The organism is Methylobacterium gnaphalii (genome assembly GCF_007992215.1).
In the GTDB taxonomy this organism is placed as follows: Bacteria; Pseudomonadota; Alphaproteobacteria; order Rhizobiales; family Beijerinckiaceae; genus Methylobacterium; species Methylobacterium gnaphalii.
Window position 1 is genome coordinate 1 of sequence record NZ_BJZV01000020.1, and the last position, 26886, is coordinate 26886.

The window sequence follows — 26886 nt, forward strand, 5'->3', positions numbered from 1 at the left end:
GAGCGCTTCGGCAGCAGTTGAAGGTCCTCTTCATCACGGGTTACGCCGAGAACGCGGTCCTGAGCCACGGCCATCTCGAACCGGGCATGCAGGTTCTGACCAAGCCTTTCGTGATGGAAGCCTTGGCCAGCCGTATCCGTGACTTGATTGCGGCCCCGTAATCGAGGCGCATCGTTTCGCGACCCAGTTGCCAAGTTCGCTCGAAGAGACAATCATCGGACCAGTCAGAGTGTCACTGCCAAGCTATTGCAGGGTCACCACTGGGAATATCCCATATCGATAGACGTTGACGTTGCATGGAGTGGGTCTTCACGCATCGGGTCTCGACATGAAACGCATCCTACTGACATCAGTCATCGCGCTCGCAGGCTGGGCCATGACTTCGGCTCCCGTCGAAGCGCAGGCGAATGCGGGAGCAGGTGCCGGGGTCATCGGTGGCGGCGGCTTCGGCCGCGCACAGGGTGGCGGCATCAGCGGCGGCAGCTTCGGCCGCACCGGAGGCGGCGGGTTTGGGGGAATACGCAGCGGCGGCAGCGGCTTCCAAGGCGGCGGGCTCGGTGCCGGCGGCCTCCAGAGTGGTGGGATCGGTGGCGGCGGCTTCGGCCGCGCGCAAGGTGCCGGCGCTTTCCACCGCGGCGGTCTCGGGGCAGGTCCGCGCGCCGGTTTTGGTGGAGGCGCAGTCCAACCAGGCGTAACGCCGCCGCCAGTCAATCCGGGCGTCAATCCCGGCCTAGCGGGCAGGCCCGGTCTCATCGCGAACAATGGCGGGCTCGGTGGGCGGCCTGGATGGAATCGGCCCGGCTGGCACGGCCATCACGGCCATCATCACCACCACCATCACCATGGCTGGCGCGGCTATTATTACCCGGTCTACGGTTTCGGCTTCGGCAGCGGTCTCGGCTTTGGGAGCGGCTACTACGACGATGGCTACATGCCTGCCACCTATGGCGAGGAGATCGTGCCGGCCGACGATGCCCAGGCCGCCTATTGCGCGAGGCGGTTCAAGACATACGACCCACGGACCGGCACCTATGTGGCCAAGGGAGGCAAGCGGCGACCCTGTCCGTAATGACTGTCCTTTGGTGAGAGGCCCCGTAACGCCACCGTTGCGGGGCTTTTCTTCGCGCGTGACCGGACGCACAGACTGTTCCGCTTGACCGGCGCATGCCGTGACCTGGTCATTCGGGCGCCCGGACGATGGACGATTCGATCTTCGTAATTCTCGCGCTTGTCGCTTTCGGGCTCGCCATTTCCGGGCCGGTCGCCTTCGCCCTGGCGATCGCACAGCGAGGACGGATCACGGCTCTCGAACAGCGGCTGGCACGCTTCGAGCGAATGCCGCCGGCCGCAGCTCCGGCAAACGAAGCTGTGTCGCCGGTCGCTCGGCCGGAACCTCAGCCTGAACCTGTCCAGGAGGTGCCATCCCCGACACCGAGGGTTCCGCCTGTTCCGGCCGCGCGTCCCGCGCCCGAGCCGAAGAAGCCGGGCCCCTCGTTCGAGGAGCGGTTTGGCACGCGCTGGACCGTCTGGGTTGGCGGGATTGCCCTCGCCTTCGGCGCGGCACTGCTGGTGCGCTATTCGGTGGAAGCCGGATATTTCGGGCCGGCCATGCGCGTCGTCTCCGGCCTCGCCCTGGCTGTCGGCCTCCTCGCCACTGGGGAGTTCCTGCGGCGGCGCCTGCGTGGCAGCCTGCCGGTTCCGGCGACATGGCCCGACATCCCCGCCATGGTAACGGCCGCGGGCACGGTGGCCTTGTTCGGCACGATCTACTCCGCTCACGCGCTCTACGGCTTCATCGGCCCCGAGGCTGCCTTCATCGCGCTCGGCGCCACCGGGTTGGGCGTAATGACGTTGGCGCTCCTGCACGGCCCGGCGCTGGCAGGCCTCGGCCTGATCGCCGCGATGGGAACGCCCCTGCTCATCGGCAAAGGCGGCAGCCCGTGGCCGCTGACTGTCTACCTGCCGGCCGTGGCGGCGAGTGCCTACGGCTTTGCATGGTTCAAGGGCTGGCGTGCGCTCGCCGTTGCAGCCGGGATCGGTGCGACTGTCTGGGCGCTTGTCCTGGGTCTCGCCAGCTCCACCGCCACCGCCTCCGGGGCGGCGCAGCTTCACGGCGTGATTCAGGCGGCCCTGGCGAGCCTCGTCTTCGCGCTGCCCCACCGCCTCACCTCGCCCGAACACGCGAAGCCCGACCGCTTCGGCAGCGCCGTGCTGCTCGTCGCGATGGCCGTCTTGATCGCTCTGATCGGCCTGACCCCGAAAGCCGGGTACGGCCCGCTCTGGATCCTCACCGCGGCGGCCGCCGTGGCGATTCCTGCGGTTGCCGGTTTCCTCGTGGCGCCCCTCGCTGCTGGCCTCGTCATTGCCGGCATCGCGCTCTGCGGCGTGATCGTCCTCTGGGTGCCGCCTCCGAGCGAGAACTGGGTCAGCGTCCTGATCCGCCTGGATACGACGGATCCAGGCGTGCTCATCGCAGTGGCCGGGCTCTCCGCCGCCGGCATCGCCTCGGCCGGCGCGCTCCGGCTGATCGGTGGCGGACGGCTGCCGCTCGCCACGGTGCTGATCTATGCGGCAGGCGCCGCTCTGGCACCGCTGGCAGCGTTGGGACTGACCTATCTGCGGCTCGCGCAGGCCGAGGTCTCGTCTTCCTTCGCAGTCACCGCCGGCGTGCTCGCCCTGGCCATGACCTGGCTCGCGGCCACCTTCCGCGCCCAGCGCGAGAAGACTCCAGCCGACGCGCTCACCATCGGCCTCGGCGCCTTCGCGTCGGCCGCGGTCGCCGCGCTCGCGCTCGGCTTGGTCTTCGCCGTCTCAGGCGGCTCGCTCACGGTGGCCATGGCGCTCGCGGCGCTCGGTACCGGCGCCATCGCGCGACGGCTGGACATCCCGGCTCTGCGCTGGTGTGTCGCCGGCCTCGGAGTCGTGGTGGCCGGGCGGCTTGCCTGGGATCCGATGGTGGTCGGCGGCGAACTCGGCCGCACGCCGATCTTCAACTGGCTGCTCGTCGGCTACGGGGTTCCGGCGCTCGCCTTCGGGCTCGCCTCGCGGATCATCCGCCTGCCGGGCACCAGGGCGGATGCCCCTCCCCTCATCGCCCAGGCACTGAGCCTGCTGCTCGCCGCCTTCCTGGTTTTCTTCGAGATCCGGCATGCGCTGCACGGCGGCGACATCTATGCGCTCGATAGCGGTCTGCTGGAGCACGGCCTGCTGTCGCTCTCGGCGCTCGGCTTCGCGACGGTGCTGGTGCGCCTCGACGGTGTACACGGCTCGCCTGTCATTCGCTTCGCAAGCCTCGCCTTCGGTGTCATCGCCTTCGTGCAGAGCCTCGCCGCGCTGGGGCTCGCCGTGAACCCGTACTTCACGGACGAGCCTGTGGCCGGCGGTCTGGTCTTCAACGAGATCCCGGTTGCCTACGGCCTGCCCGCCCTCGTTGCCCTCGCGCTCGCCCGCGCGGCGCAGGCGACGCGGCCGCCATGGTATGTGGTGGGAGCCGGCGGCGTCGGCGTGGTGCTCTGCTTCCTTGCGGTGACGCTCCTGATCCGCCACGGCTTCCAGGGCGCCCAGCTCGGCATCGACCGGGAGACGAGCCAGCCCGAATGGTACGCCTATTCGGCTGGCTGGCTGGCTTTCGGATTGGCCCTGCTCGCCTACGGGCTGCTGCGCCAATCCCTGGCCGCCCGCCTCGCCTCGGCAGCCCTTGTCGGGCTCTCGACGCTGAAGGTTTTCCTGTTCGATCTCTCCGGGCTCGACGGGCCGCTGCGGGCGCTGTCCTTCCTGGGGCTCGGCGCGGTCCTGATCGGGATTGGGCTGGTCTACCAGCGCTTCGTGTTCGCACCGGCGCGGGCGGGTTAAGGCTCAGAAAAAAATCGGCCGCGCACTCGCCGTGTGCTCGACCAGCACCGCGCCCGTCGTCGGATCAACCTCCTTCAGCACCGCGTCGTAGCCCCAGAGGTCGGCGAGATGCTGGAGGACGCGGCGGGCGTCGTCCTTCTGCAGGGTGATGCGGTTCAGGGCCTTGTGGTGGACGATGAGCCGGCGGTCGCCTTCGAGATCGACATCGACCACCTCGATGTCCGGATCGAGCCAGGCCACGTCGTATTGCCGGGCGAAGGAGCGGCGCATCTTGCGGTAGCCGCGCTCGTCGTGGATCGCCTCGACGCGCAAGTCCGGCTCGTCGGGATCGTCGACGACGTGGAACAGGCGCATGTCACGCATCAGCTTCGGCGAGAGGAACTGTGCGATGAAGCTCTCGTCGCGGTAGTTCTCCCAGCAATTGCGCAGGACGGCCATGGCATCGCCAGTGCCGGCGATATCGGGGAACCAGGCGCGATCCTCCTCGGTCGGGTTCTCCACGATGCGCTGGATGTCCTGCATCATCGCGAAGCCGAGCGCGTAGGGGTTGTGGCCGCTGAAGGAGCGGTCGTCGAAATTCGGCTGGCGGATGACGTTGGTGTGCGAGGTCAGGAACTCGAGATAGGCCGCATCGCCGATCAGTCCCTTCTCGGAGAGGGCGTTCATGATCCGGTAGTGGCAATAGGTGGCGCAGCCCTCGTTCATCACCTTGGTCTGGCGCTGCGGGTAGAAGTACTGCGCGACGAGGCGGACGATGCGCAGGATCTCGCGCTGCCATGGACGCAGGCGCGGGGCGACCTTCTCCAGGAAATAGAGGATGTTCTCCTGCGGCAGCTCCAGCAGCGCCCGGCGGCGGTCGAGCGCCGGGTCGCCCTTGGCGGCATCGGCCTTGGCCGGCAGGGTCCGCCAGAGATCGTTGAAGATCTGCTCGCCGTGCTCCTGGCGCTCGCGCTCGCGGCGCTGCTCGGAGGCAAGGTCCGGCCGCTTCTTGCGCGGGTAGCGGTGCACGCCCTGGCTCATCAGGGCATGGGCTGCGTCCAGCACCTGCTCGACGGCCGTATGCCCGTAGCGCTCTTCGCAACGCGAGATGTAGGCCTTGGCGAAATCCAGATAGTCGAGGATGCCTTCCGCATCCGTCCACTGCCGGAAGAGATAATTGTTCTTGAAGAAGTGGTTATGGCCGAAGGCGGCATGGGCGATGACGAGCGTCTGCATCGTCGCCGAGTTCTCCTCCATCACGTAGGAGATGCACGGGTCCGAGTTGATGACGATCTCGTAGGCCAGCCCCATATGGCCGCGCCGATAGCTCGCCTCCTGCTGGGCGAAATGCTTGCCGAAGGACCAGTGCTTGTAGAACAGAGGCATGCCGATCGAGGCATAGGCATCGAGCATCTGCTCGGTCGTGATGATCTCGATCTGGTTCGGGTACCAGGACAGGCCGAGCGCCGCGGCCTCGACCTCGCAGGCATCGTGGATGCGGCGGATGGTGTCGAAATCCCAATCGTTGCCGGTGAAGAGCGGCTCGGCCGCCTTCGCGATCGGCTTGGATGTCTTGGACATCAGCCCTGCGGTCATTCTCGACCTTCCTCTCAGGCTTCTGCGCTCTGGCGCGCATCCTTCGGGCCGAACAGCTCGCGAAAAACCGGATAGATGTCGCGCCGGTGGTTGACCTTGCGCATGGCGAGCGGCTCGCCCGACTTGGCGAGCGCCTCGTAGGTCCGCCACAGGGTGGTGCGGTGCTCGACGAAGCCGGCGCGCGGGCCGTTCTCGTCGCCAACCTCCAGATAGGCGAAGTGCTGGCAGGCCGGCAGGATGTGGGCGCGCAGCAACTCCGTGGAGGTCGGGCCATCCGAGGAGACGTTGTCGCCGTCCGAGGCCTGAGCGGCGTAGATGTTCCAGTCGTTCGGGTCGTAGCGCTCGGTGATCACGCGCTTCATCTCGACGAGCGCCGAAGACACCAGCGTGCCGCCGGTCTCGCGCGAGCCGAAGAAGGTCTCCTCGTCGACCTCAGTCGCCTTGTCCGTATGCCGGATGAAGACGATTTCGACGTGCTTGTAGCGGCGCGTCAGGAAGATGTGCAACAGGATATAGAACCTCTTGGCAAGGTCCTTCATGTGCTCGGTCATCGAGCCGGACACGTCCATCAGGCAGAACATCACGGCCTGCGCGATCGGGCGCGGATAGGGCTCGAAGCGGCGGAAGCGCAGGTCGAGCGGGTCCACATAGGGGATGCGCTTCGAGCGCTCGCGCAAGGCTTCGAGCTTGAGCTTGAGTTCCGGCAGGATCGGATCGAACTCGCTGACTTCGGCGATCTGTGCTTCGAGCGCCGCGAATTCCTCCAGCTTGGGGCGCTTGAGGGCGATCCGCCGTGACATCGAGTTGCGGAGCGTGCGCGTCAGGGCGAGGTTGGCCGGCGAGCCGCTGACCGTGTAGCCAGCCCTGCGCAGGCCCTCTGTCTCGACGATGGAGAGGCGGCGCTTGGCGAGGTCCGGCAATTCGAGGTCGTCGAGAAAGAGTTCGAGGAACTCGTCACGGGTCAGCGCGAAGTGGAAGGCGTCTTCCGAGTTCTCGCCGCCGTCGCCGCCCTCGCCAGCCCCCCCGGCCCCGCCGCCGCCCGGCGGCCGCTCGATGCGGTCGCCCTCGACGTAGGTCTTGTTGCCGGGGATGATGTAGTCCTGCAGGCCCGTGCCGGGCTGGCGGCTGAAACGCGGCTCCCGCACGCCATCGGCCGGCACCGAGATCCGGCCATCCTTGCCAAGATCCCTGATGTCCTTCTCGCGGGCGGACTCCCGTACCGCGCGTTGGGCCATGTCCTTGACGCGACGCAAGAAGCGCTGTCGGTTCGGGAGGCTCTTGCCCCCAGGGTTGAGCCGGCGGTCGACGATGTGCATCGGGTCTCGCTAGGTGCCTCGTCCTCGTGCCTTTCCGGTAGGAAACCCGGACAACCGTTCGAAAGTGCGACGGAAGCGGCGGGGCGTCGCGGCCGAGACGACCGCTCTAACCCGCCTGCTTCACCCGCATGTACCATTCCACGAGCCGCCGGACCTGACGCTCCGTGTAGCCACGGGCTGTCATGCGCTCGACGAACTCGCCGTGCTTCTTCTCCGTCTCGCCGTCCTTCTTGGAGCCGAAGGAGATCACCGGGAGCAGCTCTTCCACCTGGGAGAACATGCGCCGCTCGATGACCTCGCGCAGTTTTTCGTAACTCGTCCAGGATGGGTTGTGCCCGCCGTGCTGCGCGCGGGACCGGAGCGCGAATTTGACGACCTCGTTCCGAAAATCCTTCGGATTGGCGATGCCTGCCGGCTTCTCGACCTTGGTGAGTTCCTGGTTCAGGAGCTCACGGTTGAGGAGCTGCCCGGTCTCGGTGTCCTTGAAGTCCTGATCCTCGATCCAGGCATCGGCGTAGTCGATGTAACGGTCGAACAGGTTCTGTCCGTAATCGTGGTAGCTCTCGAGATAGGCCTTCTGGATCTCGTGACCGATGAACTCGGCGTAGCGCGGCGCGAGTTCGGTCTTGATGAACTCCATATAGCGCTTCTCGGTCTCAGGCGGCAGTTGCTCGCGCTTGATCGCCTGTTCCAGCACGTACATCAGGTGTACCGGATCGGCCGAGACCTCGGTCGTGTCGTGGTTGAAGGTCGCGGCAAGCACCTTGAACGCGAAGCGGGTCGAGATCCCGTCCATGCCCTCGTCGACGCCGGCCGTGTCCTTGTATTCCTGCATCGAGCGGGCGCGGGGATCGACTTCGCGCAGGGACTCGCCGTCATAGACGCGCATCTTCGAGAACAGGTTGGAATTGGCGTGCTCGCGAAGGCGCGAGAGCACCGAGAAGCGGGCGAGCATCTCGAAGGTGCCGGGAGCGCAGGCAGCCTCCGACAGCTCGGAGCGCGAGATCAGCTTCTCGTAGATGCGCTGCTCTTCCTGGACACGCAGGCAATACGGGACCTTGATCACGTAGATGCGGTCGATGAAGGCCTCGTTGTTCTTGTTCGTCTTGAACGACTGCCACTCGGCCTCGTTCGAGTGTGCGAGGATCACGCCGGTGAAGGGGATCGCGCCGATATTCTCGGTGCCGACATAGTTGCCCTCCTGCGTCGCCGTGAGCAGGGGATGCAGCATCTTGATCGGCGCCTTGAACATCTCGACGAATTCGAGAATGCCCTGGTTGGCCCGGTTCAGGCCGCCCGAGTAGCTGTAGGCATCCGGATCGGACTGGGAGAGCGTCTCCAGCCGACGGATATCGACCTTGCCGACGAGCGAGGAAATGTCCTGGTTGTTCTCGTCGCCCGGCTCGGTCTTGGCGATGGCGATCTGGCGCAAGCGCGACGGGCGCACCTTGATCACCTTGAAGCGCGAGATATCGCCGTCGAACTCGTCGAGGCGCTTGAGTGCCCAGGGGCTCATCAAACCGGTGAGACGGCGGCGCGGGATGCCGAAGCGCTCCTCGATCTCCCTGCCCATGGTCTCGGGGTCGAACAGCCCGAGCGGGCTCTCGAAGACAGGTGAGACCTCGTCTCCAGCCTTGAGCACGTAGATCGGATGGACTTCCATGAGCGCCTTCAGGCGCTCTGCAAGGGACGACTTGCCGCCGCCGACGGGGCCGAGCAGGTAGAGGATCTGCTTGCGCTCTTCGAGGCCCTGCGCCGCGTGGCGGAAGAACGAGACGATGCGCTCGATCGTCTCCTCCATGCCGTAGAATTCAGCAAAAGCCGGGTAGATCCGGATCGTCCGGTTCATGAAGATCCGGCCCAGGCGCGGGTCCCGCGCCGTATCGACCATCTCCGGCTTGCCGATCGCGTCGAGGATCCTCTCGGCCGCGCTGGCATACATCAGCGGCTCGTCGCGGCAGGCCTCCAGGAATTCGGAGAGCGACATCTCCGTGTCCCGGCGTGCCTCGTACCCCCGGGCAAAGCTCTGGAACAGATCGCTCGTCGAGTGCGTCGGCATTCGGACACCCCCATCAAACTCAGGACAGCTTCATCCTGTCCTGCCCCGGATGCAACGGACATTATCGGTTTTGTCGCACTGCCCACATCACGCTGTCCGGGCGTGTGAAACAGGTAACACTCTTGCAGGTATGCAGCAGTTCTCGTCCTCAGCCAGGCCCGTTATAGGCTTGGCCGAGTCGAGGGCGCTTGGCATGGCGCCAGAATGCTTAGTGCAACGCAATAATGATGCCGAAGAAAGGAAGGCGATCCTCCGGTTCAGAGATCGGAGAGGTCCTTGTCGTCCTTCTTGTCATCTTTCTTGGCATCCGATTTCTTTTCGTCGGACTTCGTCTCGTTGGATTTCTTGTCCTCGGCCTTGGCGGCTTCGACGGTGATGCGGATATCCTGCCGTTCCACCACGCCATCTGCCGTCTTCAGGTCGACCAAGACCTGGTCGGTGCCGGTGAAATCATTCTTGCTTTTGTAAAACACCGCCACGGCCTGAGCTTCCTTGCTCGGGCAGCGATAGCTCGACGGCGTTTTCAACTTGCCGCTCTTGGTCTGGAGCTGGCCATTCTTCGGCGCGGTCACGATCTTGATCTCCGGCAGTGGGCCGGTGGAGCAATCCTTTTTCAAGTTCGGGCTGATGACCAGACGCTTGACCTTACCGGGGGCGACGGTTTCGCTACGGGTCGTCACGGTCTGGGCATGGACCGGCGCGGCGCAGGCGAGGCCGGCAGCCAGGGCCGCGGCGAGAGGACGGGCAGCGATCATGCAGATTCCTCCGCGTCTCCGCGCCCGCCGGACCATCCGAGGGGCGACAGGGACTGTGAGACCTTGTCGATGTGGGGATACCGAAGGGCGGCGTCGAGGATCTAGCGCCAGGGTTCAATGCTGCAGCGCAGCAGCGACCGCTCCGGTTACACGGGCGATCTGCGCCGCGTCGAAATCCTGTCCGAGGGCCGCTACCAGGTGCCGCTCGATCCGCTCGCGTTCGCCGAGATCGGCGATCGGCGTGACGGGGATGTCCTTCTCTTTGAGATTGCAGGCCTTTCGAATAACCTCGGCGGCGGCGAGAAGCTGCTCGCGGTCGGCCGGCCCCATCTCCCAGAGGGGATGACGCAGCCGGCTGATGACGCGACGGGCGTCGCGATACTCTCGGTCGACCGTGGTCAGCGCCTCGATCTGGCTCACCAAGAACATCAGCTCGAGCATCTCGGAGGCCGCATCCGGCGCAGCGCGCACAATCCGCAGGACGCGAGCGATCAGCTCTTGGGTTGGCGATCTTGGTCGGCGGGTTTCGGCCATGGCGCCTCAACGCCGTGCCAGCCTCAAAGGTTCGCGCGACGGCGAACTGCGATCACAGGCCAGGCCGCAGCGAGGCCAGGGCCTCACGACAGGCGCGGAGTTCGCTCAACACGTCATGCAGCACGGAATCGACATCAGTCGTTGAGGCCGCGGCGACGGGCTCACCGTCGGGCTCGCGATCCTGAAGCGAGGGCTGGCCGGCCTCGGCCTCCCCGCGACCGATCGCTTGGACGAAGCGAACGCCGTTCTCCTTCAGAACACGCTGGGCGCCCTTGATGGTGTAGCCCTGCCCATAGAGCAGGCGCTGGATCCCCTTGATGAGATCGATGTCGTCGGGTCGGTAGTAGCGGCGGCCGCCGGCACGCTTCAGCGGCCGGACTGGCGCAAAGCGGCTTTCCCAGAAGCGGAGGACATGCTGCGGAACACCGAGTTCGTCCGCCACTTCGCTGATCGTGCGGAAGGCCCCGGGCCGCTTCTCGGACCTGTCGGAATCCTGATCGCTATCGACAAGAACCGCGAGCGCCATGGTCTCTCCTCACCGGGTCGCGCGCACGATGCCACGTCGGTGGAGAGACGATCAATCGTCGTCGTGCTCTTCGACGCCGTTCATCCCGTTGATGCGGGCCTTCAGCACGTTCGAGGGCTTGAACACCATGACCTGACGCGGCTCGATCTCCACCTCGACACCGGTCTTCGGGTTGCGGCCGACGCGCTTGCCCTTCGAACGCACGAGGAAGGAGCCGAACGAGGACAGCTTGACCGTCTTGCCCTCGGACAGCGTGTTGCAGATCTCGGCGAGCACGGTCTCGACCAGCGCGGCGGACTCCGCACGGGAGAGGCCGACCTGCTGATAGACGGCCTCGCTCAAATCGGCGCGTGTGACCGTCTTTCCCGTCATGATTTCCCCCTCCGGGCGATTCGTCGTTTGTGGCGTATGTTTATGATCGCTAACGCTAATCCGCCGACTGGGCCCGGTCAACCGACGCTTTTTGCTGGACTGGCTCTGGACTGCGACAAGCCGATCACCAGCGGATCAACGCGGCTCCCCAGGTAAAGCCGCCGCCGATCGCCTCGATCATCACGAGATCCCCGTCGCGGATGCGGCCGTCCTTGCGCGCCGCGTCCAGGGCGAGAGGGATCGATGCCGCGGACGTGTTGCCGTGCCGATCGACGGTCAGCACCACCTTCTCGCGGGCGATCCCGAGCTTGTCCGCGGACGCCTCGATGATACGGCGATTGGCCTGGTGAGGCACGAACCAGTTCAGCTCTTCGGCTATCGTTCCCGATAATGTGAACGCGTCGGCGATCACATCCGTGACGGAGCCGACGGCGAAACGGAAGACTTCCCTGCCCTCCATGCGCAGCTTGCCGACGGTACCGGTCGAGCCGGGCCCGCCGTCGACATAGAGTTTGGAGCGGTGGCGGCCGTCCGAGCGCAGGCAGCTCGAGAGCACGCCGCGGTCCGCCTTGCTGCCCTCGCCTTCGCGTGCCTCCAGAACGATGGCACCGGCGCCGTCGCCGAACAGGACGCAGGTGGTGCGGTCCTCCCAGTCGACGATCCGCGAGAAAGTCTCGGCCCCAATGACCAGCGCGCGCTTGGCGGACCCGGTCCGGATGAGGCTGTCCGCCGTCGCCACCGCGTAGACGAAGCCCGCGCAGACGGCCTGTTGATCGAAGGCGAAGCCGGTCTCAACACCGAGCGCCGCCTGGATCTGCGTCGCGGTCGAGGGGAAGGTGTAATCCGGCGTCGAGGTGGCACAGATCACGAGGTCGATGTCGGCGCCGGATAGGCCGGCATCCTCCAGCGCGGCGCGGGCCGCACGGGTGCCGAGCACGGCCGTCGTCTCGTCGGCCGCCGCGATGTGGCGCTGGCGAATTCCGGTGCGCTGCACGATCCACTCGTCGGATGTCTCCATCCGCTCCGAGAGATCGGCATTGGTCACGACATTGGCTGGCAGGTGGGAGCCGCAGCCGACCACCACGGAACGCAGGGTCGTCATCGGGTAAGTCCTTCCTGCAGGGTACGCATCATACCGGCGCCACCGCTGGCGTGTGTTCCAGCATCTCTCGCGTCGTGCGCATGAGGTCGTAACGAGCCATGTCGTGCGCGAGGTCCACGGCGGCCGCGAAACCGTGCGCATCCTCGGAGCCGTGGCTCTTGATGACGATGCCCTCCAGGCCGAGGAACACGCCCCCATTGGCCCGGCTCGGGTTCATCTTCTCGCGCAAGGCCCCGAAGGCGGAGCGGGCGAAGAGATAGCCGATCTTGGCCGACAGCGTTCGGCTCATCACCGAGCGCAGGTAGCTGCCGATCTGCTTGGCCGTCCCTTCCGCCGTCTTCAGGGCGATGTTGCCGGTGAAGCCCTCGGTCACCACGACGTCGGTGGTGCCCTTGCCGAGGTCAGTGCCCTCGACGAAGCCGTGATACGAGAAGTTCGACAACTCGGTCTCGCGAAGCAGGCGCGCCGCCTCCTTCACCGCCTCGTTGCCCTTCATTTCCTCGGTGCCGACATTGAGCAGGCCCACGGTGGGCGTCTCGATATCAAGGACGATGCGGGCCATGGCCGAGCCCATCACCGCCATCTCGACGAGATGCTCGGCATCCGTTCCGATGGTGGCGCCGACATCGAGCACCACGCTCTCGCCGCGAACGGTCGGCCACAGGCAGGCGATGGCGGGACGCTCGATGCCGGCCATGGTTTTCAGGCAGATCTTCGACATCGCCATCAGCGCGCCGGTATTGCCGGCGGAGACGGCAGCCTGAGCCTCGCCGTCCTTCACCGCCTGGATCGCGCGCCACATCGACGACTTGCCCCGGCCGGTACGTACCGCCTGGCTCGGCTTCTCGTCCATGGCGATGGAAACGGAGGTGTGACGGATCTCGACGGCGCCCTTGAGCCGCGGCTCGGCCTCGACGAGCGGGCGCACCACAGCCTCGTCGCCGAACATCAGGAAGGTGGTCTCGGGATGCCGTTCACGGGCGATGGCTGCACCGGGCACGACGGTCGAGGGTCCGTGGTCGCCACCCATGGCGTCGAGCGAGATGCAAACGCGGTTCGACATCTGTCCTGAGATCAACGCCTGTCGCGGAGGGCTCCCTCGCGAGAAGGCGATGGAGAGAAACGTAAGGGCGACTGAGATGCGCCAGCCGCGCGGAAAATACCGATCGAGGGCCCGGGGGCAAACGAATTCTGGCGATGCCGGTCTGCCGGCCGTCAGTCGTCGTTGACTGGCCGCGCCTTGAGGACCGCAAAGGGACTCTCGTCCTCGCCCACCGTGACCGTCTCGAACACCGCCCCGGGAATGCGCGGAAAGGGATCGAGGCCGAGCGCCAGGTATTCCGCGGTGAGCGCGCCGAAATCGATCCGCCCGTTCACGATCGGATCGGGCACGTCGACGGACTCGGGATCGGCACCGAGGAACTCGGCACCGTCGGAGTAGTCGACCTCGACCTCCGAGGTCAGCGGCGCATCGAAAGGCTCTAGCGTCACCGTACAGATCTGCGTGACCACGGCCTCGACCATGCCGACGACGCTGAGCCGTGCCAGCGTGCCGGTGAGCTGAAACGTCCCCTTGAGATCGCGGATCGCCGGAATCTTGAAATCCTCAGCCAGGGCGACGCATTCCTCGGGCGTCGCCTCGACCGTGACGGTGGCCGGGCGTGCGCCGACGAGACGATCGACCCGGGTCGGGCGGCTCAGCGGACCGATGGAGGCTTTCGTCACGGCTCTGCTCCTGTGGCTGTCTTCACATCCTCCGGCGGAGGGAAGAGCGGCCCCTCCCCCAGGAGATCGTCGAGGCTTGCCCTCGCCAGCCGGGCGTCGGCGGCGATCACGTAATCGGCGAGCGGGCCGGCCTGCCCGCCATCGACATCCCCGAGCACGTTGCGCCCGAGCGCCACGGCGAGAGCGGTCCGGTCGCCGGCATCGAGCGCGGCATCGTAGCCGCTGGCCCGGCCGTAGAAGGCCTGCGCCAGCTTCTTCATGCGCTTGGGCACGCCGACATCGCCGACGCCGAGTTCGCGAAGGCTGGCGTCGAATTGGGCGAAGACAGCGTTGATCAGGTCCTGCGCCACATCCTCGGCAGGTGGCGGCAATTGCTTGAGGCGGCGCATCGCCAGGTAGACGTGCAGGCACACGGCCTCGAAGCGTCCTTCCACGGTGTCGGGAACCTGCAGGCGTTGGTAGAGGCCAGGAGCCCGCGCAGCCCGGTCGATGCGCAGGTGCAAGCCGGCGACGAGGCGTTTGCGCGACTCCGCGCGGCGAAAGAAACCCAGGATCATCCGATCCACCGGAAGGAAATTGCTTGCGGCCAAGCTTGCCTTGTCAAAGCCATAACCCCGCGGTACGGCAACCCCTGTTCCAGGTGCAAGCCCGAAGAGCGCGAGAGAAATCGTGCCGCGGGCTCTCCGGTCAGGGATAAAGGGGCCTCGATGTCGCGCCGTCTCGTCTCGTCGCTTGCGCGCGCAAGCGTGCTCGCTCTCCTGGGCGCCGGCCTGTCCGGCTGCATCGGCGAGGAGATCCGCCACGGCTACGTCATCGATCAGGCCGCGCTCGCCACGGTGAAGCCCGGCATGAGCGCCGAGCAGGTGCTGCAGATCCTCGGCTCGCCCTCCACGGTGTCCACGGTCGGCAACAAGAGCTGGTACTACATCTCGCAGACCTCGAGCCGCACCGTGCTGTTCATGGGCGAGAGCGTCCAGGACCAGAAGGTCACGGCGGTCTATTTCAACAGCGGCTTCAAGGTCGAACGCGTCGCGCTCTACGGCCTGCAGGACGGCCGCGTGTTCGACTTCATCGAACGCAAGACCCCATCGAGCGGCGCCGATCGCGCCTTCCTTGGTCAGCTCTTCCGCGGCCTGACCCGCTACGAGCCCTTCGGCTCCGGCTCCGGCACATCGATCGTGCCCGGCGCCAACCGCGGTCAGTAAGACGAGCGGGGCGGCTGGCCGCCCCCTTATCCGTCGCACTTCGCTCAAACCGCGATTGACGATGGCGAGCCGCGTCATCGCTGCGTGAGAAACGTCCTGATCTGCGCGGGCGCCTCGAACACCGCTACCGGCCGGCGTGCGGCGAGCGCATCGGCCCGGGTATAACCCCAGGACACGGCGGCGTAGGCGCAGCCCGCCGCCTCGGCGGCATCGCAATCGCGGATCTCATCACCGATGGCGAGAGTCTGCGGCGCCGGGATACCGGCCGCTTTCATCACTGTGCGCAGCCGCTTGGCCTTGCCGAAGACCGATGCACCGCAGGCATAGTGCTGGAAACGGGCAGCGAGTGCTGGCCCGAGCACGGTGCGGATGTTTCGCTCGGTATTGGAGCTGACCACCGCGAGCGTGAAGCCGTCGATCTGCAACCCGCTCAACATCGCCTCGATGCCAGGAAACAGCCGGATCGAGGCCACGTCGCGCGCGGCAAGCTGGTGCATGTGACGAGAGATGAAGGGAAGCTTCCAGGACGGGATACCGAGATGGCGCATCACGCCGCGGGCATCCATCCCGCGCAGGAGTTCGGCCTCGTGTTCCTCGGCGCGACGGAAGTTGTAGCGGTCGGCCACGCCGTTGATGACGCCCGCGAACCAATCGTAGGTGTCCGCGAGCGTGCCGTCGAAATCGAAGACGACGAGCCGATAGCGTCGCGCAGGCTCGTCGCCTCCCATGGCTTGGTCGATCAGGCCGCCTTGGCCTCTTCGAGCGTCGGATAATCGACGTAGCCTTCCGGTCCCTGGCTATACCAGGTTGCCATCACGTCCTTGTTGAGCGGGGCCCCCTTGGCGAGCCGCTCGGGCAGATCGGGATTGGCGAGATAGGGACGGCCGAAGGCGATGGCGTCGGCTTCCCCGGACTTGACCGCCGCCTCGGCCCGCGCGCCGTCGTAGTCGCAGTTGAGGATGACCGGGCCGCCGAAGGTCTTCTTGATGGTCGGCGCTACCGGTGGAACGGTGGCCTTGCCGAAGGTGCCGTCCGGGCCCGGCTCGCGCAGCTCGATATAGGCGAGGCCGACACGGGCCATCATCTCGGCGGCGAGGCCGAACAGAGCGTGCGGATCGGAATCGTCAACGCCCTGGATCGGGCCGTTCGGCGAGAAGCGAATACCGGTCCGCTCGGGACCGACCACGCCAGCTACCGTCTGCGCGACCTTCGTCACGAGGCGCACGCGGTTCTCGATGGAGCCACCGTAGCGGTCGGTGCGCTTGTTCGCGCCATCGCGGAGAAATTCGTCCAGAAGATATCCGTTGGCCGCGTGGATCTGCACGCCGTCGAAGCCGGCCGCGACCGCGTTCCTGGCCGCGTTCTCGTAGTCCGAGAGCAAACGCGGAATCTCGTCCTCCCGGAGGGCCCGAGCCTCGCCGTAGGGCTTCTTGCCGTCGTAGGTATGAGCGTGATCCGGCGCGGTCCTCACCGAAGACGATACCGGCGGTTCACCGTTGAGAAAGTCGGGATGGACGAGGTAGCCCATGTGCCAGAGCTGGAGCGCGATGCGCCCGCCCTTGTCGTGCACCGCCTTGACGATCGGCTTCCAGGCTTCGACCTGCGCAGAGTTCCAGATGCCGGGCGCGTAGGGCCAGCCAAGGCCTTCCTGGCTGATGCCGGTCGCCTCGCTGATGATCAGGCCTGCACTGGCCCGCTGAGCATAATACTCCGCCATGATCGGCGTCGGCACATGGTCGCGCGTGCTACGACCACGTGTGAGCGGCGCCATGAGGATACGGTTCGGCAGATCGAGATTGCCGAGACGGATCGGGTCGAACAATGAGGGCATGAAAATCCTTGAGAGATTGGTCGGGCGTGGCGCGGCCGAAGCCGGCCGCCAGGTTCGCCACCTATCTCGCTCACATGGGCCATCGGGGCGCCCATGCCAGTGCAGACCGCTCGACTTCGCGGCCACAGAAGCCGTCGCGACGTGTGACAGCGCACCTTCGCCGGCAACCAGGCGGTCGCAGGTGGGCTCAGACGGACGCCACGGCCTTCTCATAGCAGAGGGCAGCGGTGCCATCCTGGTAGTAGTCGTCCTTGGTCGCGTAGTAAGTGTAGCCGTACCGCTCATAGAGCCGGATGGCGCCATGGTTGCCGGTTCGGGCTTCGAGCCGCAGGCGCGTGCAGCCATGCCGACGGGCCTCGGCCTCCGCTGCGTCGAGGAGCAGGCCCCCAAGACCTTGCCCGCTGCGCGACGACGCCACCGCGATCGAGGCGAGACGGGCGATCTTTCCCCCGCGACGGCGCTCCAGGGTCGCAGCGCCTACAAGCACCTCCCCCTCCCCATCCTCGATCACCGCAGCGAGCACGCTCATGGTGGGTGAGCGCAGCGAGTAGCGGATCGAGCGGCGGCTCGCACGCTCATCGACGAAGGAAGCGTTCTCCAGCGCCACCAGGGCATCGAGATCCGCGAGCCCCGCGAGACGAACGCTGGCGGAGAAAGCCGTCGCCGATGGGCCCGAGCGCCCCGCGATTGGGCGGCGCGATGCGAGGGTCTTCGTCATCGATGCTGCGCCAAGGTATTTCGATGTCCTGCTGATCGGCGAAGTCGGTTCCATGGCCCGGCTCGCCCGCCTTGGAAAGAGGCATGAGCCGGACTGAGGCCATTTGGCCACGGGATCGGATTTCGAAGCGAATAACGCGGAGATTGCCCCCTATCTTCGCTTGTGGTGAAGCCACTCTGTCCGTATATGCGCCTTGCCCAATTTCGCACGTGCCTGTGGCCGCGTGTCGGTTGGTGGGCATCCGGTCAACTGCCGGACAGCCGCCAGGGGTCTTAGGATCGATGGTCGTGGGGGTGGATCCCCTGCTTCCGGCAATCCAGGTGGCGACACCGGACCCCGACAACAACCGGCAGCCGGAGGCGAAACCGGCGAACCCCGCTCTCCACGGGGGACGCAGCTTAAAGCAACGACGAACGGGCTTTTTTGGTCTCGTCGGCCCTCCAAAGGCCGCCACCGAAGAGGCTTGTTTCTCCTTGCCCGGCGTGCGGTTGGGGTTCTCCCCACCAATCCACGGCAGCATCCGGGTGCTCTGCGCCCGCTCGCAGGACCGTGTCTCCACAGCACGCCCTCGCGCGCGACGCGCCGCCCCCTGACGCCGGCGATCCGCGAGGATCGTCAGATTTCGACTTCGCGTCCCGTGAATGGGCGCTTGCGAACCTGTGTGGTGGGGACGACCATGACCGATCGCATCCGCGACTACCTGCGCGCACGCCGCGACCTCGGCCTCGACGAGGGTCCGGTGATGGTGCTCGACCTCGATGTCGTGCGCGACAATTTTTCGGCCTTCGCCCGCGCCCTGCCGGACACCCGCGTCTTCTACGCGGTGAAGGCGAACCCGGCGCCGGAGGTGCTGAGCCTGCTCGCCGAGATGGGCTCCTGTTTCGACACCGCCTCGGTGGCCGAGATGCAGATGGTGCTCGCCGCCGGCGCCGCCGCCGACCGGATCTCCTACGGCAACACCATCAAGAAGGAGCGCGATATCGTCCGTGCGCTCAAGCTCGGCGTGCGCCTCTTCGCGATCGACTGCCAGGGCGAGGCGGACAAGATCCTCTCCGCGACAGCGCAGGCCGAGGTGGAGGCCGGCGAGGTCCAGGTCTTCTGCCGCATCCTCTGCGACGGCGCGGGCGCCGACTGGCCGCTCTCGCGCAAGTTCGGCTGCGAGCCCGAAATGGCCGTGAACGTGCTGGAGCATGCGCACCGTGCGGGCCTGCAGGCTTACGGCGTGTCCTTCCATGTCGGCTCGCAGCAGGCCAACACAGAGGCCTGGGACGGGGCGCTCGCCTCCGCCTCAATGATCTTCCGCGAGTGCGCCCTGCGCGGCATCGGCCTCTCGATGGTCAATCTCGGCGGCGGCTTCCCGACCAAGTACCTGAAGCAGGTGCCGGGCGTGGAGACCTATGGCGACGCGATCTTCCGGGCGCTCACCAAGCATTTCGGCAACCAGATCCCCGAGACCATCATCGAGCCCGGCCGCGGCATGGTCGGCAACGCCGGGATGATCGAGGCCGAAGTCGTGCTGGTCTCGAAGAAGTCCGAAGCCGAGGACGAGGTCCGATGGGTCTATCTCGACATCGGCAAGTTCGGCGGGCTCGCCGAGACCATGGACGAGTCGATCCGCTACGCGATCCGCACCGACCATGACGAGGACCGCATGGCCCCCTGCGTCGTCGCCGGGCCGACCTGCGACAGCGTCGACGTGCTCTACGAGAAGAACCACTACCCGTTGCCGGTCTCGCTTGCGATCGGCGACAAGGTCTGGATCGACGGCGCTGGTGCCTACACCACGACCTATGCGGCGGTGGCCTTCAACGGCTTCCCCCCACTCGAGCAGATCGTGATCTGACGATGCGCGGCCGAGGGAACCTTGGCCGCTTCATCGAGTCTTCATCCGCCATCGCGCACAAGACACCCAGTACCCGGACGGCCGGCCGCACGCGGCCGGTGCGAGGGCTGATCTTCCCGGCTGAACGACCCGAGGAGGGGTTGGCCGTGATCCTGATCCGCCACGAAACCGCTTCCGACATCGGCGCTCGCGAGCGCCTGCTCGACACGTGCTTCGGCGAGAGCCGATATGCCAAGACCTCGCAGCGCCTACGCGAGGGCCGCCTGCCGGCTGACGGCCTCAGCTTCACCGCCGAGGATGCCGACGGCCACCTCGTCGGCACCGTGCGCCTCTGGCATGTCGCGACCGGTTGCGGCCGTCCTGCCCTGTTGCTCGGGCCCCTCGCCGTCGATCCGTCGATCCAGGGCTGCGGCCTCGGCAGCGGGCTGATCCAGGCTGCGCTGGGCCGCGCGGAGGCGCTCGGCCACGGCGCCGTGCTGCTCGTCGGCGATGCGCCCTACTACGCCCGCTTCGGCTTCTCCGGCGAGAAGACCGCCAGCCTGTACATGCCAGGACCCTTCGAGCGCGAACGCTTCCTCGGGCTGGAATTGAAGACCGGCGCACTCAGCGGCGCCCGCGGCGTCCTGCGCGGTACCGGCGCCTTCGAACCGATCCCTGTCCATGCGGGCGAGATCGTGGCGGCGGACGCTCGACGACAAGCCGCCTGACGCGACTGCAGATCGATCAATACGATGACGCGCGCCTCCCTCTCACCGCAAGGGCGGCAGGGAAGCTTCCTGGAGGCGCTCAGCCCTTCGCTAGGGTGAGCAGGTCTTCGTCGAGCACGTCCGCATGCGTCCTTAGCGTGCTGTTCGGGCGCAAGACGATCGCCGCTAGCCTGGTCCACCAGGGTAGCGGGCGAGATCTCGCAGTCGCATCTTCGCGCGTTCCGTCTCCGATCATGACGGGACCGAACGCGCGAAGAGCGCATGAATTGCGGCCCGGCGCAGCAATTCAGCTGATCGGACAGCGGCCGGGACCGTTGTAGATGTACGGCTTGCCAAAGTAGTTGAAGCAGCGCTTGCCCCTCACGGGGCCACCGTAGTCACCATATCCGCCGCCGCCATACTCGACCGGCCGATAGACGCCGCCATTTCCGGGACGATGGCCGCAATAGGACCCGCGACAGGGCCTGCCGCCATAGCCGTAGTCGCCTGCATTCTGGTTCCAGCCGCCGGGGCGTCCGCCGCCGTAGCCTCCGCCCTGGTCCCAGCCGCCCGGACGCCCGCCCTGGCCGCCGCCATAACCGCCGCTCTGGTTCCAGCCCCCGGGACGCCCTTGGCCGCCGCCGTATCCACCGCTCTGGTTCCAGCCCCCCGGGCGTCCCTGACTGCCCTGGTTCCAGCCGCCGGGACGTCCCTGACTGCCGCCATAACCACCGCTTTGGTTCCAGTTCCCTGAACTTCCCTGGCTGCTCGGCTTGCTGCTGCCTCCGGGGGTGCCGCCGTAACCGCCGCCCCATTCCGCCTGAGCCGGCACCACGAGCACGAAGCCCGCGACGCCGGCGAGTAAAGGCAGTATCCGATATCTGAGATGCGCAATCATCGCGTCCGATCCTCCATGGAAACAAGCCCTCAATGAGAGGAATTCGCCATTTTTCACATATTTGATTCGCGCGAACTCAGATAATCCTATCACCTAGACAATTTTCACGATACCATCTGGCGGTTACTGGCAATAAATCAGATTCTTATGGCCGAGCTTGGGCTTGCGTATACAGACGTATCAGATGCGAAAACTGATTTCGCCTCTAGATTGCAAATCTTCCGTGAAGATCAATTCGGCCAGCAGACCGACCAGGGAGGGCCGTTGCCGTGCGGATTCCGGTTCTTTTGCGTTGGATGCCGATCAGCCTCCTCGCCCTTCTGATGGCTGGGGCGCCGTCCCCAGTCGGGGCGCAAGGTCTGCGCGGGCAGACGATGCCCGCTCCGATCACGCGAGACTGCCTGTCCCGCTTGATGTTGGAGACCAGGTCACAGGCCTGTCCGGCCGATTTCAGGGCCTACTACGCTGAACGGATGGGCATGACGACGAGCGACGGCGGTGGCTCGCCTTATGTCGACGGGCGCTCGCATTGGAGGCCCCGTCCCTGGCAGCGTCCCTGGAACCGCCCGTGGCATCGCCCGGGATAGCAGGCGAAGGGCTCTTCGAATAACCGGTTTATCTGCGACAGCAACTGCCCGTATCCGAGCGGTTCGGGACAGCAGGAATCCTGCATTCAGAAGTGCCTGTCCCGACTCAGTGGCCGCTGAAACCAATGTTGCCGATAGCGATCGGAACCAGGAGCCGGATCAGCATTCATCCGGCCGGTTGTCGCCTGCGCGTCCTGCTAGAGACGGCCTCGCCAGAGCCTGTCCGGTAAGCGGCTGAAGCCTGGCCTCCCGATTAATCGGCCTATCTTGAACAGGACGGCACCGGGGTGAGCGATACCGGCGGTGCCAGCAGCTCGTCATTGTCCCTTGCGGCTCGAGCGAAACTCGCCGGTGAAGCGGACGAACGCAGCCACAAGGCTGAGGAAGCCGGGGTCGAGATCGCGCGTTTCGACCTCGGGGCGTATTTCCTTCGCGGTCATGAGACTAAGCATGGGCTCTCCTTCAGATGAGGCGCCGGGACCACTCCGCGGCACGTCTGTGTTGCTGTGCAATGTATTTGCGCCGATGAGCGGCGGCAGGGTGATCAACTCAGTTCGGCCTTGCACCGAAGTCATGACACCAGGAATGCAGCGTCATACTTCTGCAAGATTGTCATGACGCATGTGGTTGACCCAGAGGAGAACAGGCGTCATCCGCACGTCATTTCCCGGAAGCAAGGCATCCCTGTCAGCGACAGGCGATCCAGCGAGGAGTGACCGCGCCGTGACAAATGGCACACCAACCGAATGGCCGGTCTACGGCCGCATCACCGGCCCCATCGTGATGATTGGGTTCGGCTCCATCGGCCGCGGCACCCTGCCGATGATCGAGCGCCATTTCGAGTACGACAAGAGCCGCTTCGTGGTCATCGCGCCGGACGACGAGAACCGGCATCTTCTCGACGAGCGCGGCATTCGCTTCATTCAGGAAGCCCTGACTCCCGCCAACTACAAGCAGATCCTCGAACCGTTGCTGACCGCCGGCGGCGGCCAGGGCTTCTGCGTGAACCTGTCCTGCGATACCGGCTCGCGCGACATCATGGAGTTCTGCTCCAGCCTCAACGCTCTCTACATCGACACCGTCAACGAGCCCTGGCTCGGCTTCTATTTCGACGACAGCAAGGGACCCGGCGAGCGTTCGAACTACGCGCTGCGGGAAATGACGCTCGACGCCAAACGCGCCCGCGCGCCGGGCTCGCCGACCGCGGTGTCCTGTTGCGGTGCCAATCCTGGCATGGCCTCCTGGCTCGCCAAGCGCGCTTTGACGAACCTTGCCGCCGACATGCGTCTCAACGCGACGCAGCCGACGACCCGCGAGGAGTGGGCAGCCCTGATGCAGCGCGTCGGTGTGAAGGGGATCCACATCGCAGAGCGCGACACGCAGCGCTCGCGCAATCCCAAGCCGCCGGGCGTCTTCGTCAACACCTGGTCGGTGGAAGGCTTCATCTCCGAGGGTCTGCAGCCGTCAGAGCTCGGCTGGGGCACGCACGAGAAGTGGATGCCGGAAAACGCCCGGACCCACGAGACCGGATCCCAAGCGGCGATCTACCTGATGCAGCCGGGCGCGGAGACAAAGGTTCGGACCTGGTGCCCGACGCCTGGCCCGCAATACGGGTTCCTGGTGACGCACAACGAGTCGATCTCGATCGCGGACTACTTCACCGTGCGCGACGAGAGCGGTAAGGTCATCTACCGGCCGACCTGTCACTACGCCTATCATCCGCCGAACGATGCGGTGCTCTCGCTGCACGAGATGTTCGGCAACGCCGGACGCCCGCAGACCGAGCATCATATTCTCGAAGAGAGCGAGATCGTCGACGGCGTCGATGAACTCGGCGTGCTGCTCTACGGCCACGAGAAGGGCGCATACTGGTTCGGCTCGCAGCTCGACATCGAGGAGACGCGGGCGCTGGCTCCCTACCAGAGCGCGACCGGCCTTCAGGTAACCTCCGCCGTCCTCGCCGGCATGGTCTGGGCACTGGAGAACCCACGCGCCGGAATCGTCGAGGTCGAGGAGATGGACGTCGACCGCTGCCTCGAAATCCAGCTTCCCTATCTCGGTCCGGTCAAGGGCTACTACACCGACTGGACGCCGCTCGACGGCCGTCCTGGCCTCTTCCCGGACGACATCGACACGAGCGATCCCTGGCAGTTCCGCAACATCCTCGTTCGCGGCTGAAGTCGGCCTCGGCCACCTGTTGATGGCGGCCGGCCCCAAAGCCGGGCGGATCAGATCTCGCCCGGCTCATCTCCGACGCGCTGCCCGATAAAGGCGCGGGTCTCCTGCAATACTTGCTGCGCAAGCGCGGGATCGTCGCTCATTCGGGCGAGGATCATCGCCCCCACCATCGCGGCCCAGCTCCCGATCGCTGCCTGCCGGGCCGTCGCGTTCCTCTCGCCACCAGCGCCCTCGCCGAGCCGCGCGATCTGCAGCCGCAGCCCTTCCGTCATCGCCGCGCGTGCCTGGGGCGATTGCCGCCCTGCATCCGTTCCGAGCGCCGCGACGGGGCATCCCCCGGCGCAGTCGGCCATATGCTCGGGCGTGAGATAGCGGTCGGCGTAGGCTTCGAGCGTCACCGGCTTGGGGACTGGCGCGACTACCAGGTCCTCAAGCGCTGCGGCGATCAGCTCATCCTTCGAGCCGAAGTAGCCGTAGAAGCCGCCATGGGTGAGGCCGGCAGCCTTCATCACCTCGGCCACCGTTACGGCGCCGAAGCCGCGTTCACGAAACAGGCGGCCGGCGGCCTCTAGGATGCGGCGGCGGTTCTCGGCCACCTGCTCGCGGCTGACTCTCATGTGCGCAACCTCACCTAAAACGAGCGCGAGCCCGCTTGCCCTTAATCATGATGGCCGTCATGTTTGTGATACATGATGTCGATCATGTTTATGAGCTAGGAACCCGATCATGGCCAGCAAGCCCACCGTCCTCATCACAGGTGCGTCCTCCGGCATCGGCGCCGTCTACGCCGACCGCTTCGCCAGGCGCGGCCACGACCTCGTCCTTGTCGCTCGCAATGCCGAACGTCTTGAAAGCGTCGCCAGCCGCCTGCGTGCCGAGACTGATGTCACGGTTGACATCATTCAGGCCGACGTCACCGCCGCTGCCGACATCGCCCGCATCGAGGAGCGCCTTCGAGAAGACGAGCGGATCGGCATTCTCGTGAACAATGCCGGTGCGGCTCTCCCCGGCAGCTTCGTGGAGCAGAATGCTGCGCAGGCGGCCGACCTGATTGCCCTCAACGTCACGGCGCCAACGCGTTTGGCCGCGGCGGTCGCGCCGCGCTTTGCCCGCGCCGGCTCTGGCGCGATCGTGAACATTGGCTCGGTGGTCGGGCTTGCCCCCGAACTCGGCCTGACGGTCTACGGTGCCACCAAGGCGTTCGTGCAGTTCCTCAGCCAGGGACTCGCCCAGGAGCTCGGCCCGAAGGGCGTCTATGTCCAGGCCGTGCTGCCTGCCGTCACGCGCACCGAAATCTGGGAGCGTTCCGGTCGTGACGTGAATGCCATGCCAGCGGTCATGGAAACCGCCGAGCTTGTCGACGCGGCCCTCGTCGGCTTCGACCGGCGCGAGGCGGTGACAATCCCCCCGCTTCCGGATGCAGGCCAGTGGGATGCGCTGGAGGCCGCGCGGCGCGCGATGCTCCCAAATTATCGGCAGGTTCACGCCGCCGCGCGATATCGAGCCGTGGCCTGAGCGGGTTCTGCTTCGAACCGGCGCAGCTGGAGTTGGGTTGGGGGCTGGACGCTCCCGTCACAGTGGAGGAACTTGGCGAACGACTTGCCGTCGCCGGGTTCCACGGTGATGCAGCTTCCAGACACAAACGTCGCGGGTCCCCAGCCTTGCCCCATCTCGAAGATTTCTACGCCAACAAGCTGCGCGGCTCGCTCGGGCTGACCGACGCGGAATCTGTGCTCGACCTGCGCGGCACGGCTTGGACCAAGGCCGAAGCCTCCCTCAACGACATGCTCGAACGCAGCCGCTTCGCGAAGGGCAAGACCGTGGCCGTGCGCCTCGAGCCCCCGCCGGAAGGCGGTGGGGAGACGCTGTTCCAGCCCGTCGGCCGCCTGCTGCTCGATGCCAAACGCCGCGGCTGGGTCGACCGCCTGCAGACGCTTCCGGCCGAGGACGGTCTCGGATTCTACATCGCGCTGGCGGGAAAGCCCGACAAGGGCGCCTGACGGGCCGCGCCTTCAAGCTGCCGAGTTGCGGGCGAGTGCCGCCAGCCCATCCGGCGACGCTTGCGCCGGTCGCCAGCCAAGCGCCGCCAGCTCATCCGAGCGTGCGATGAGGGAGCCGGACAGCCGATCGAAGATCTCCCCGCGCCCCGTCATCCGGCAGACGAGTCCGACCAGCGGTGTCGGCACTGGAACCAGGCCGGCACGGCGCCCGAGCCCCGAGCGCAGGGCTGACAGCATCTCCGGCAGGCTTAGCGGATCGGGATCGGCGACGATGAGCGGGCGATCGAGCGGCCCTGCCGCCTGCAGCACGGTCGCTACCGCGGTGGACAGGCTTTCCACCGACACCAGGGAGCGCCGGCCGGACAGACTCGCCAGCGGCAGGGGGTAGGGAGACCGGGCGAGGCTGAGCAAAGCCGCCATGTTGCCCTTCACGCCGGCGCCGTAGACCAGCGCAGGGCGCAGTGCGACCCAATCGAGGCCGGTCTGCGCAAGGGCTTGTTCGGCCGCAAGTTTGGAGCGGCCATAGGCATCGGTAGGCTCTGGGGCATCCGTCTCGGCAATCGGTTCCGGCGCGCTCGGCCCGGTCTGCGCCCGGACCGAAGACAGGAACACGAAACGCCGGACCCTGGCGCGGTGCGCCGCCTCGGCGAGGCGGCGCGTCGCCTCGGTGTTCGAGCTGCGAAAGTCGTCCTCCGGCGCACCCGACATGGCCTGGGCGAGACCGGCCGAATGCACCACGGCATCCACGCCGGAGAGCCCAGCCGCCATATTGATCGGCCGGGCGAGATCGCCGACCACGGCGCTGCTCGCCCCTTCCGGCACCTCGACCGGGCGGCGCAGAAGGACGCGGACGCGATAGCCGCGCGCCGAGAGTGCCGTGAGCAGGTGCCGGCCGATGAAGCCGGTCGCGCCGGTGAGCGCAATCAAGGGTCCGCTCATGCTGGTCCTCGCTGGCGCAGCAGGGCAACGAGACCACCGCCTCCATCGACGCCGCGAAGGTGCCGGGCCGTAACCTGCAAAGCAAGACGGGTGCGCAGGCCCGAGGCCAGTGACGCCTGTCTGTCGGCGAGCATTCGACAGCCAAGCTAGGCGCTAGGCCGCTCCTGGCTTGTTTTGGCCGCAAA

Annotated in this window: 27 protein-coding genes; 9 read left to right on the forward strand and 18 right to left on the reverse strand. The window is 66.3% G+C overall.

Annotated features, from left to right (window positions below; all coding sequences use genetic code 11):
- The 3 genes from MGN01_RS24600 to MGN01_RS16665 form a co-directional block, all read left to right on the forward strand.
- Positions 1–161: response regulator (locus tag MGN01_RS24600; protein WP_170246023.1), on the forward strand; the 161-nt coding region annotated here is incomplete at its 5' end.
- Between the two features lie 215 nt (positions 162–376).
- Positions 377–1069 (forward strand): BA14K family protein, encoded by a 693-nt coding sequence (locus MGN01_RS24420; RefSeq protein ID WP_147047955.1) that lies wholly within the window; start codon positions 377–379, stop codon positions 1067–1069.
- A gap of 128 nt (positions 1070–1197) precedes the next feature.
- Complete coding sequence (locus MGN01_RS16665; RefSeq protein WP_147047956.1) at positions 1198–3852, forward strand: DUF2339 domain-containing protein; 2655 nt, start codon at positions 1198–1200, stop codon at positions 3850–3852.
- A gap of 3 nt (positions 3853–3855) precedes the next feature.
- On the opposite strand, the gene MGN01_RS16670 is transcribed toward MGN01_RS16665, so the two are convergent.
- From MGN01_RS16670 to MGN01_RS16720, 11 genes are all read right to left on the reverse strand, one after another.
- On the reverse strand, positions 3856–5427 hold the full coding sequence (locus MGN01_RS16670; protein WP_147047957.1) for a SpoVR family protein: 1572 nt from the start codon (positions 5425–5427) through the stop codon (positions 3856–3858).
- A gap of 14 nt (positions 5428–5441) precedes the next feature.
- A complete protein-coding gene (locus MGN01_RS16675; protein ID WP_147047958.1) occupies positions 5442–6743 on the reverse strand; it encodes a YeaH/YhbH family protein in 1302 nt (433 codons plus the stop codon).
- A 106-nt stretch (positions 6744–6849) separates the two neighbouring features.
- Positions 6850–8802, reverse strand: a complete 1953-nt coding sequence (locus MGN01_RS16680; RefSeq protein WP_147047959.1) for a PrkA family serine protein kinase — start codon at positions 8800–8802, stop codon at positions 6850–6852.
- A 257-nt stretch (positions 8803–9059) separates the two neighbouring features.
- Complete coding sequence (locus MGN01_RS16685) at positions 9060–9557, reverse strand: 4-aminobutyrate aminotransferase (RefSeq protein WP_238258614.1); 498 nt, start codon at positions 9555–9557, stop codon at positions 9060–9062.
- 114 nt (positions 9558–9671) lie between these two features.
- Positions 9672–10091, reverse strand: a complete 420-nt coding sequence (locus MGN01_RS16690; RefSeq protein WP_147047960.1) for a hypothetical protein — start codon at positions 10089–10091, stop codon at positions 9672–9674.
- 52 nt (positions 10092–10143) lie between these two features.
- The gene (locus MGN01_RS16695; RefSeq protein ID WP_147047961.1) at positions 10144–10617 is read right to left on the reverse strand and encodes a MerR family transcriptional regulator; all 474 of its coding nucleotides are present in this window, start codon (positions 10615–10617) and stop codon (positions 10144–10146) included.
- 51 nt (positions 10618–10668) lie between these two features.
- Entirely contained in the window at positions 10669–10989 is a 321-nt protein-coding gene (locus tag MGN01_RS16700; RefSeq protein ID WP_147047962.1) for an integration host factor subunit alpha, read from the reverse strand.
- Between the two features lie 124 nt (positions 10990–11113).
- Positions 11114–12091 (reverse strand): beta-ketoacyl-ACP synthase III, encoded by a 978-nt coding sequence (locus MGN01_RS16705; protein WP_147047963.1) that lies wholly within the window; start codon positions 12089–12091, stop codon positions 11114–11116.
- Positions 12092–12119: 28 nt separating this feature from the next.
- Entirely contained in the window at positions 12120–13154 is a 1035-nt protein-coding gene (gene plsX / locus MGN01_RS16710; protein ID WP_147047964.1) for a phosphate acyltransferase PlsX, read from the reverse strand.
- A 152-nt stretch (positions 13155–13306) separates the two neighbouring features.
- Positions 13307–13816, reverse strand: a complete 510-nt coding sequence (locus MGN01_RS16715; RefSeq protein ID WP_147047965.1) for a YceD family protein — start codon at positions 13814–13816, stop codon at positions 13307–13309.
- Positions 13813–14373, reverse strand: coding sequence for a ubiquinol-cytochrome C chaperone family protein (locus MGN01_RS16720; RefSeq protein ID WP_147047966.1), 561 nt, complete (start codon positions 14371–14373; stop codon positions 13813–13815). The genes MGN01_RS16715 and MGN01_RS16720 overlap by 4 nt, the downstream gene beginning before the upstream one ends.
- A gap of 150 nt (positions 14374–14523) precedes the next feature.
- Between MGN01_RS16720 and MGN01_RS16725 the strand changes: the two genes are divergently transcribed.
- Entirely contained in the window at positions 14524–15021 is a 498-nt protein-coding gene (locus MGN01_RS16725; protein WP_147047967.1) for an outer membrane protein assembly factor BamE, read from the forward strand.
- A 74-nt stretch (positions 15022–15095) separates the two neighbouring features.
- Here MGN01_RS16725 and MGN01_RS16730 read toward each other — a convergent pair whose 3' ends face one another.
- The 3 genes from MGN01_RS16730 to MGN01_RS16740 form a co-directional block, all read right to left on the reverse strand.
- Positions 15096–15749 (reverse strand): HAD hydrolase-like protein, encoded by a 654-nt coding sequence (locus MGN01_RS16730; protein ID WP_147047968.1) that lies wholly within the window; start codon positions 15747–15749, stop codon positions 15096–15098.
- A gap of 11 nt (positions 15750–15760) precedes the next feature.
- Positions 15761–16852 (reverse strand): alkene reductase, encoded by a 1092-nt coding sequence (locus MGN01_RS16735; protein ID WP_147047969.1) that lies wholly within the window; start codon positions 16850–16852, stop codon positions 15761–15763.
- Between the two features lie 187 nt (positions 16853–17039).
- Complete coding sequence (locus MGN01_RS16740; RefSeq protein ID WP_147047970.1) at positions 17040–17570, reverse strand: GNAT family N-acetyltransferase; 531 nt, start codon at positions 17568–17570, stop codon at positions 17040–17042.
- 676 nt (positions 17571–18246) lie between these two features.
- Between MGN01_RS16740 and MGN01_RS16745 the strand changes: the two genes are divergently transcribed.
- On the forward strand, positions 18247–19413 hold the full coding sequence (locus tag MGN01_RS16745) for a type III PLP-dependent enzyme (protein WP_147047971.1): 1167 nt from the start codon (positions 18247–18249) through the stop codon (positions 19411–19413).
- Between the two features lie 146 nt (positions 19414–19559).
- Positions 19560–20120, forward strand: a complete 561-nt coding sequence (locus MGN01_RS16750; protein ID WP_147048017.1) for a GNAT family N-acetyltransferase — start codon at positions 19560–19562, stop codon at positions 20118–20120.
- Between the two features lie 286 nt (positions 20121–20406).
- Here the strand turns inward: MGN01_RS16750 and MGN01_RS23640 are convergent, their stop codons facing one another.
- Both MGN01_RS23640 and MGN01_RS24425 read right to left on the reverse strand, forming a co-directional pair.
- Positions 20407–20997: a hypothetical protein gene (locus MGN01_RS23640; protein WP_170246025.1), complete on the reverse strand. Its 591-nt coding sequence runs from the start codon at positions 20995–20997 to the stop codon at positions 20407–20409.
- Between the two features lie 904 nt (positions 20998–21901).
- Positions 21902–22036 carry a hypothetical protein gene (locus MGN01_RS24425; RefSeq protein ID WP_280178551.1) on the reverse strand — a complete coding sequence of 45 codons (135 nt, stop codon included), beginning with the start codon at positions 22034–22036 and terminating at the stop codon, positions 21902–21904.
- A 331-nt stretch (positions 22037–22367) separates the two neighbouring features.
- Here MGN01_RS24425 and MGN01_RS16755 point away from each other — a divergent pair, with 331 nt between their 5' ends.
- On the forward strand, positions 22368–23762 hold the full coding sequence (locus MGN01_RS16755; protein WP_244612308.1) for a homospermidine synthase: 1395 nt from the start codon (positions 22368–22370) through the stop codon (positions 23760–23762).
- A 50-nt stretch (positions 23763–23812) separates the two neighbouring features.
- Here MGN01_RS16755 and MGN01_RS16760 read toward each other — a convergent pair whose 3' ends face one another.
- Positions 23813–24379: a TetR/AcrR family transcriptional regulator gene (locus tag MGN01_RS16760; protein ID WP_147047973.1), complete on the reverse strand. Its 567-nt coding sequence runs from the start codon at positions 24377–24379 to the stop codon at positions 23813–23815.
- Positions 24380–24488: 109 nt separating this feature from the next.
- Here MGN01_RS16760 and MGN01_RS16765 point away from each other — a divergent pair, with 109 nt between their 5' ends.
- Positions 24489–25277 (forward strand): SDR family NAD(P)-dependent oxidoreductase, encoded by a 789-nt coding sequence (locus tag MGN01_RS16765; RefSeq protein ID WP_147047974.1) that lies wholly within the window; start codon positions 24489–24491, stop codon positions 25275–25277.
- 146 nt (positions 25278–25423) lie between these two features.
- A complete protein-coding gene (locus tag MGN01_RS16770) occupies positions 25424–25762 on the forward strand; it encodes a hypothetical protein (RefSeq protein WP_147047975.1) in 339 nt (112 codons plus the stop codon).
- Between the two features lie 12 nt (positions 25763–25774).
- On the opposite strand, the gene MGN01_RS16775 is transcribed toward MGN01_RS16770, so the two are convergent.
- Complete coding sequence (locus MGN01_RS16775) at positions 25775–26701, reverse strand: NAD-dependent epimerase/dehydratase family protein (RefSeq protein ID WP_147047976.1); 927 nt, start codon at positions 26699–26701, stop codon at positions 25775–25777.
- Between the last annotated feature and the right edge of the window lie 185 nt (positions 26702–26886).

Bases quoted from the DNA above. Each gene is read 5' to 3' on its own strand.
- MGN01_RS16760 (WP_147047973.1), bottom strand. From the start codon at position 24,379: ATGAGAGTCAGCCGCGAGCAGGTGGCCGAGAACCGCCGCCGCATCCTA.
- MGN01_RS16755 (WP_244612308.1), top strand. From the start codon at position 22,368: ATGATTGGGTTCGGCTCCATCGGCCGCGGCACCCTGCCGATGATCGAG.
- MGN01_RS16705 (WP_147047963.1), bottom strand. From the start codon at position 12,091: ATGACGACCCTGCGTTCCGTGGTGGTCGGCTGCGGCTCCCACCTGCCA.
- MGN01_RS16670 (WP_147047957.1), bottom strand. From the start codon at position 5,427: ATGACCGCAGGGCTGATGTCCAAGACATCCAAGCCGATCGCGAAGGCG.
- MGN01_RS16690 (WP_147047960.1), bottom strand. From the start codon at position 10,091: ATGGCCGAAACCCGCCGACCAAGATCGCCAACCCAAGAGCTGATCGCT.
- MGN01_RS16720 (WP_147047966.1), bottom strand. From the start codon at position 14,373: ATGATCCTGGGTTTCTTTCGCCGCGCGGAGTCGCGCAAACGCCTCGTC.
- MGN01_RS16665 (WP_147047956.1), top strand. From the start codon at position 1,198: ATGGACGATTCGATCTTCGTAATTCTCGCGCTTGTCGCTTTCGGGCTC.
- MGN01_RS16700 (WP_147047962.1), bottom strand. From the start codon at position 10,989: ATGACGGGAAAGACGGTCACACGCGCCGATTTGAGCGAGGCCGTCTAT.
- MGN01_RS16730 (WP_147047968.1), bottom strand. From the start codon at position 15,749: ATGGGAGGCGACGAGCCTGCGCGACGCTATCGGCTCGTCGTCTTCGAT.
- MGN01_RS16735 (WP_147047969.1), bottom strand. From the start codon at position 16,852: ATGCCCTCATTGTTCGACCCGATCCGTCTCGGCAATCTCGATCTGCCG.
- MGN01_RS16680 (WP_147047959.1), bottom strand. From the start codon at position 8,802: ATGCCGACGCACTCGACGAGCGATCTGTTCCAGAGCTTTGCCCGGGGG.
- plsX (WP_147047964.1), bottom strand. From the start codon at position 13,154: ATGTCGAACCGCGTTTGCATCTCGCTCGACGCCATGGGTGGCGACCAC.
- MGN01_RS24420 (WP_147047955.1), top strand. From the start codon at position 377: ATGACTTCGGCTCCCGTCGAAGCGCAGGCGAATGCGGGAGCAGGTGCC.
- MGN01_RS24425 (WP_280178551.1), bottom strand. From the start codon at position 22,036: ATGCTTAGTCTCATGACCGCGAAGGAAATACGCCCCGAGGTCGAAACG.
- MGN01_RS16745 (WP_147047971.1), top strand. From the start codon at position 18,247: ATGACCGATCGCATCCGCGACTACCTGCGCGCACGCCGCGACCTCGGC.
- MGN01_RS16675 (WP_147047958.1), bottom strand. From the start codon at position 6,743: ATGCACATCGTCGACCGCCGGCTCAACCCTGGGGGCAAGAGCCTCCCG.
- MGN01_RS16740 (WP_147047970.1), bottom strand. From the start codon at position 17,570: ATGACGAAGACCCTCGCATCGCGCCGCCCAATCGCGGGGCGCTCGGGC.
- MGN01_RS16765 (WP_147047974.1), top strand. From the start codon at position 24,489: ATGGCCAGCAAGCCCACCGTCCTCATCACAGGTGCGTCCTCCGGCATC.
- MGN01_RS23640 (WP_170246025.1), bottom strand. From the start codon at position 20,997: ATGATTGCGCATCTCAGATATCGGATACTGCCTTTACTCGCCGGCGTC.
- MGN01_RS16725 (WP_147047967.1), top strand. From the start codon at position 14,524: ATGTCGCGCCGTCTCGTCTCGTCGCTTGCGCGCGCAAGCGTGCTCGCT.
- MGN01_RS16775 (WP_147047976.1), bottom strand. From the start codon at position 26,701: ATGAGCGGACCCTTGATTGCGCTCACCGGCGCGACCGGCTTCATCGGC.
- MGN01_RS16695 (WP_147047961.1), bottom strand. From the start codon at position 10,617: ATGGCGCTCGCGGTTCTTGTCGATAGCGATCAGGATTCCGACAGGTCC.
- MGN01_RS16685 (WP_238258614.1), bottom strand. From the start codon at position 9,557: ATGATCGCTGCCCGTCCTCTCGCCGCGGCCCTGGCTGCCGGCCTCGCC.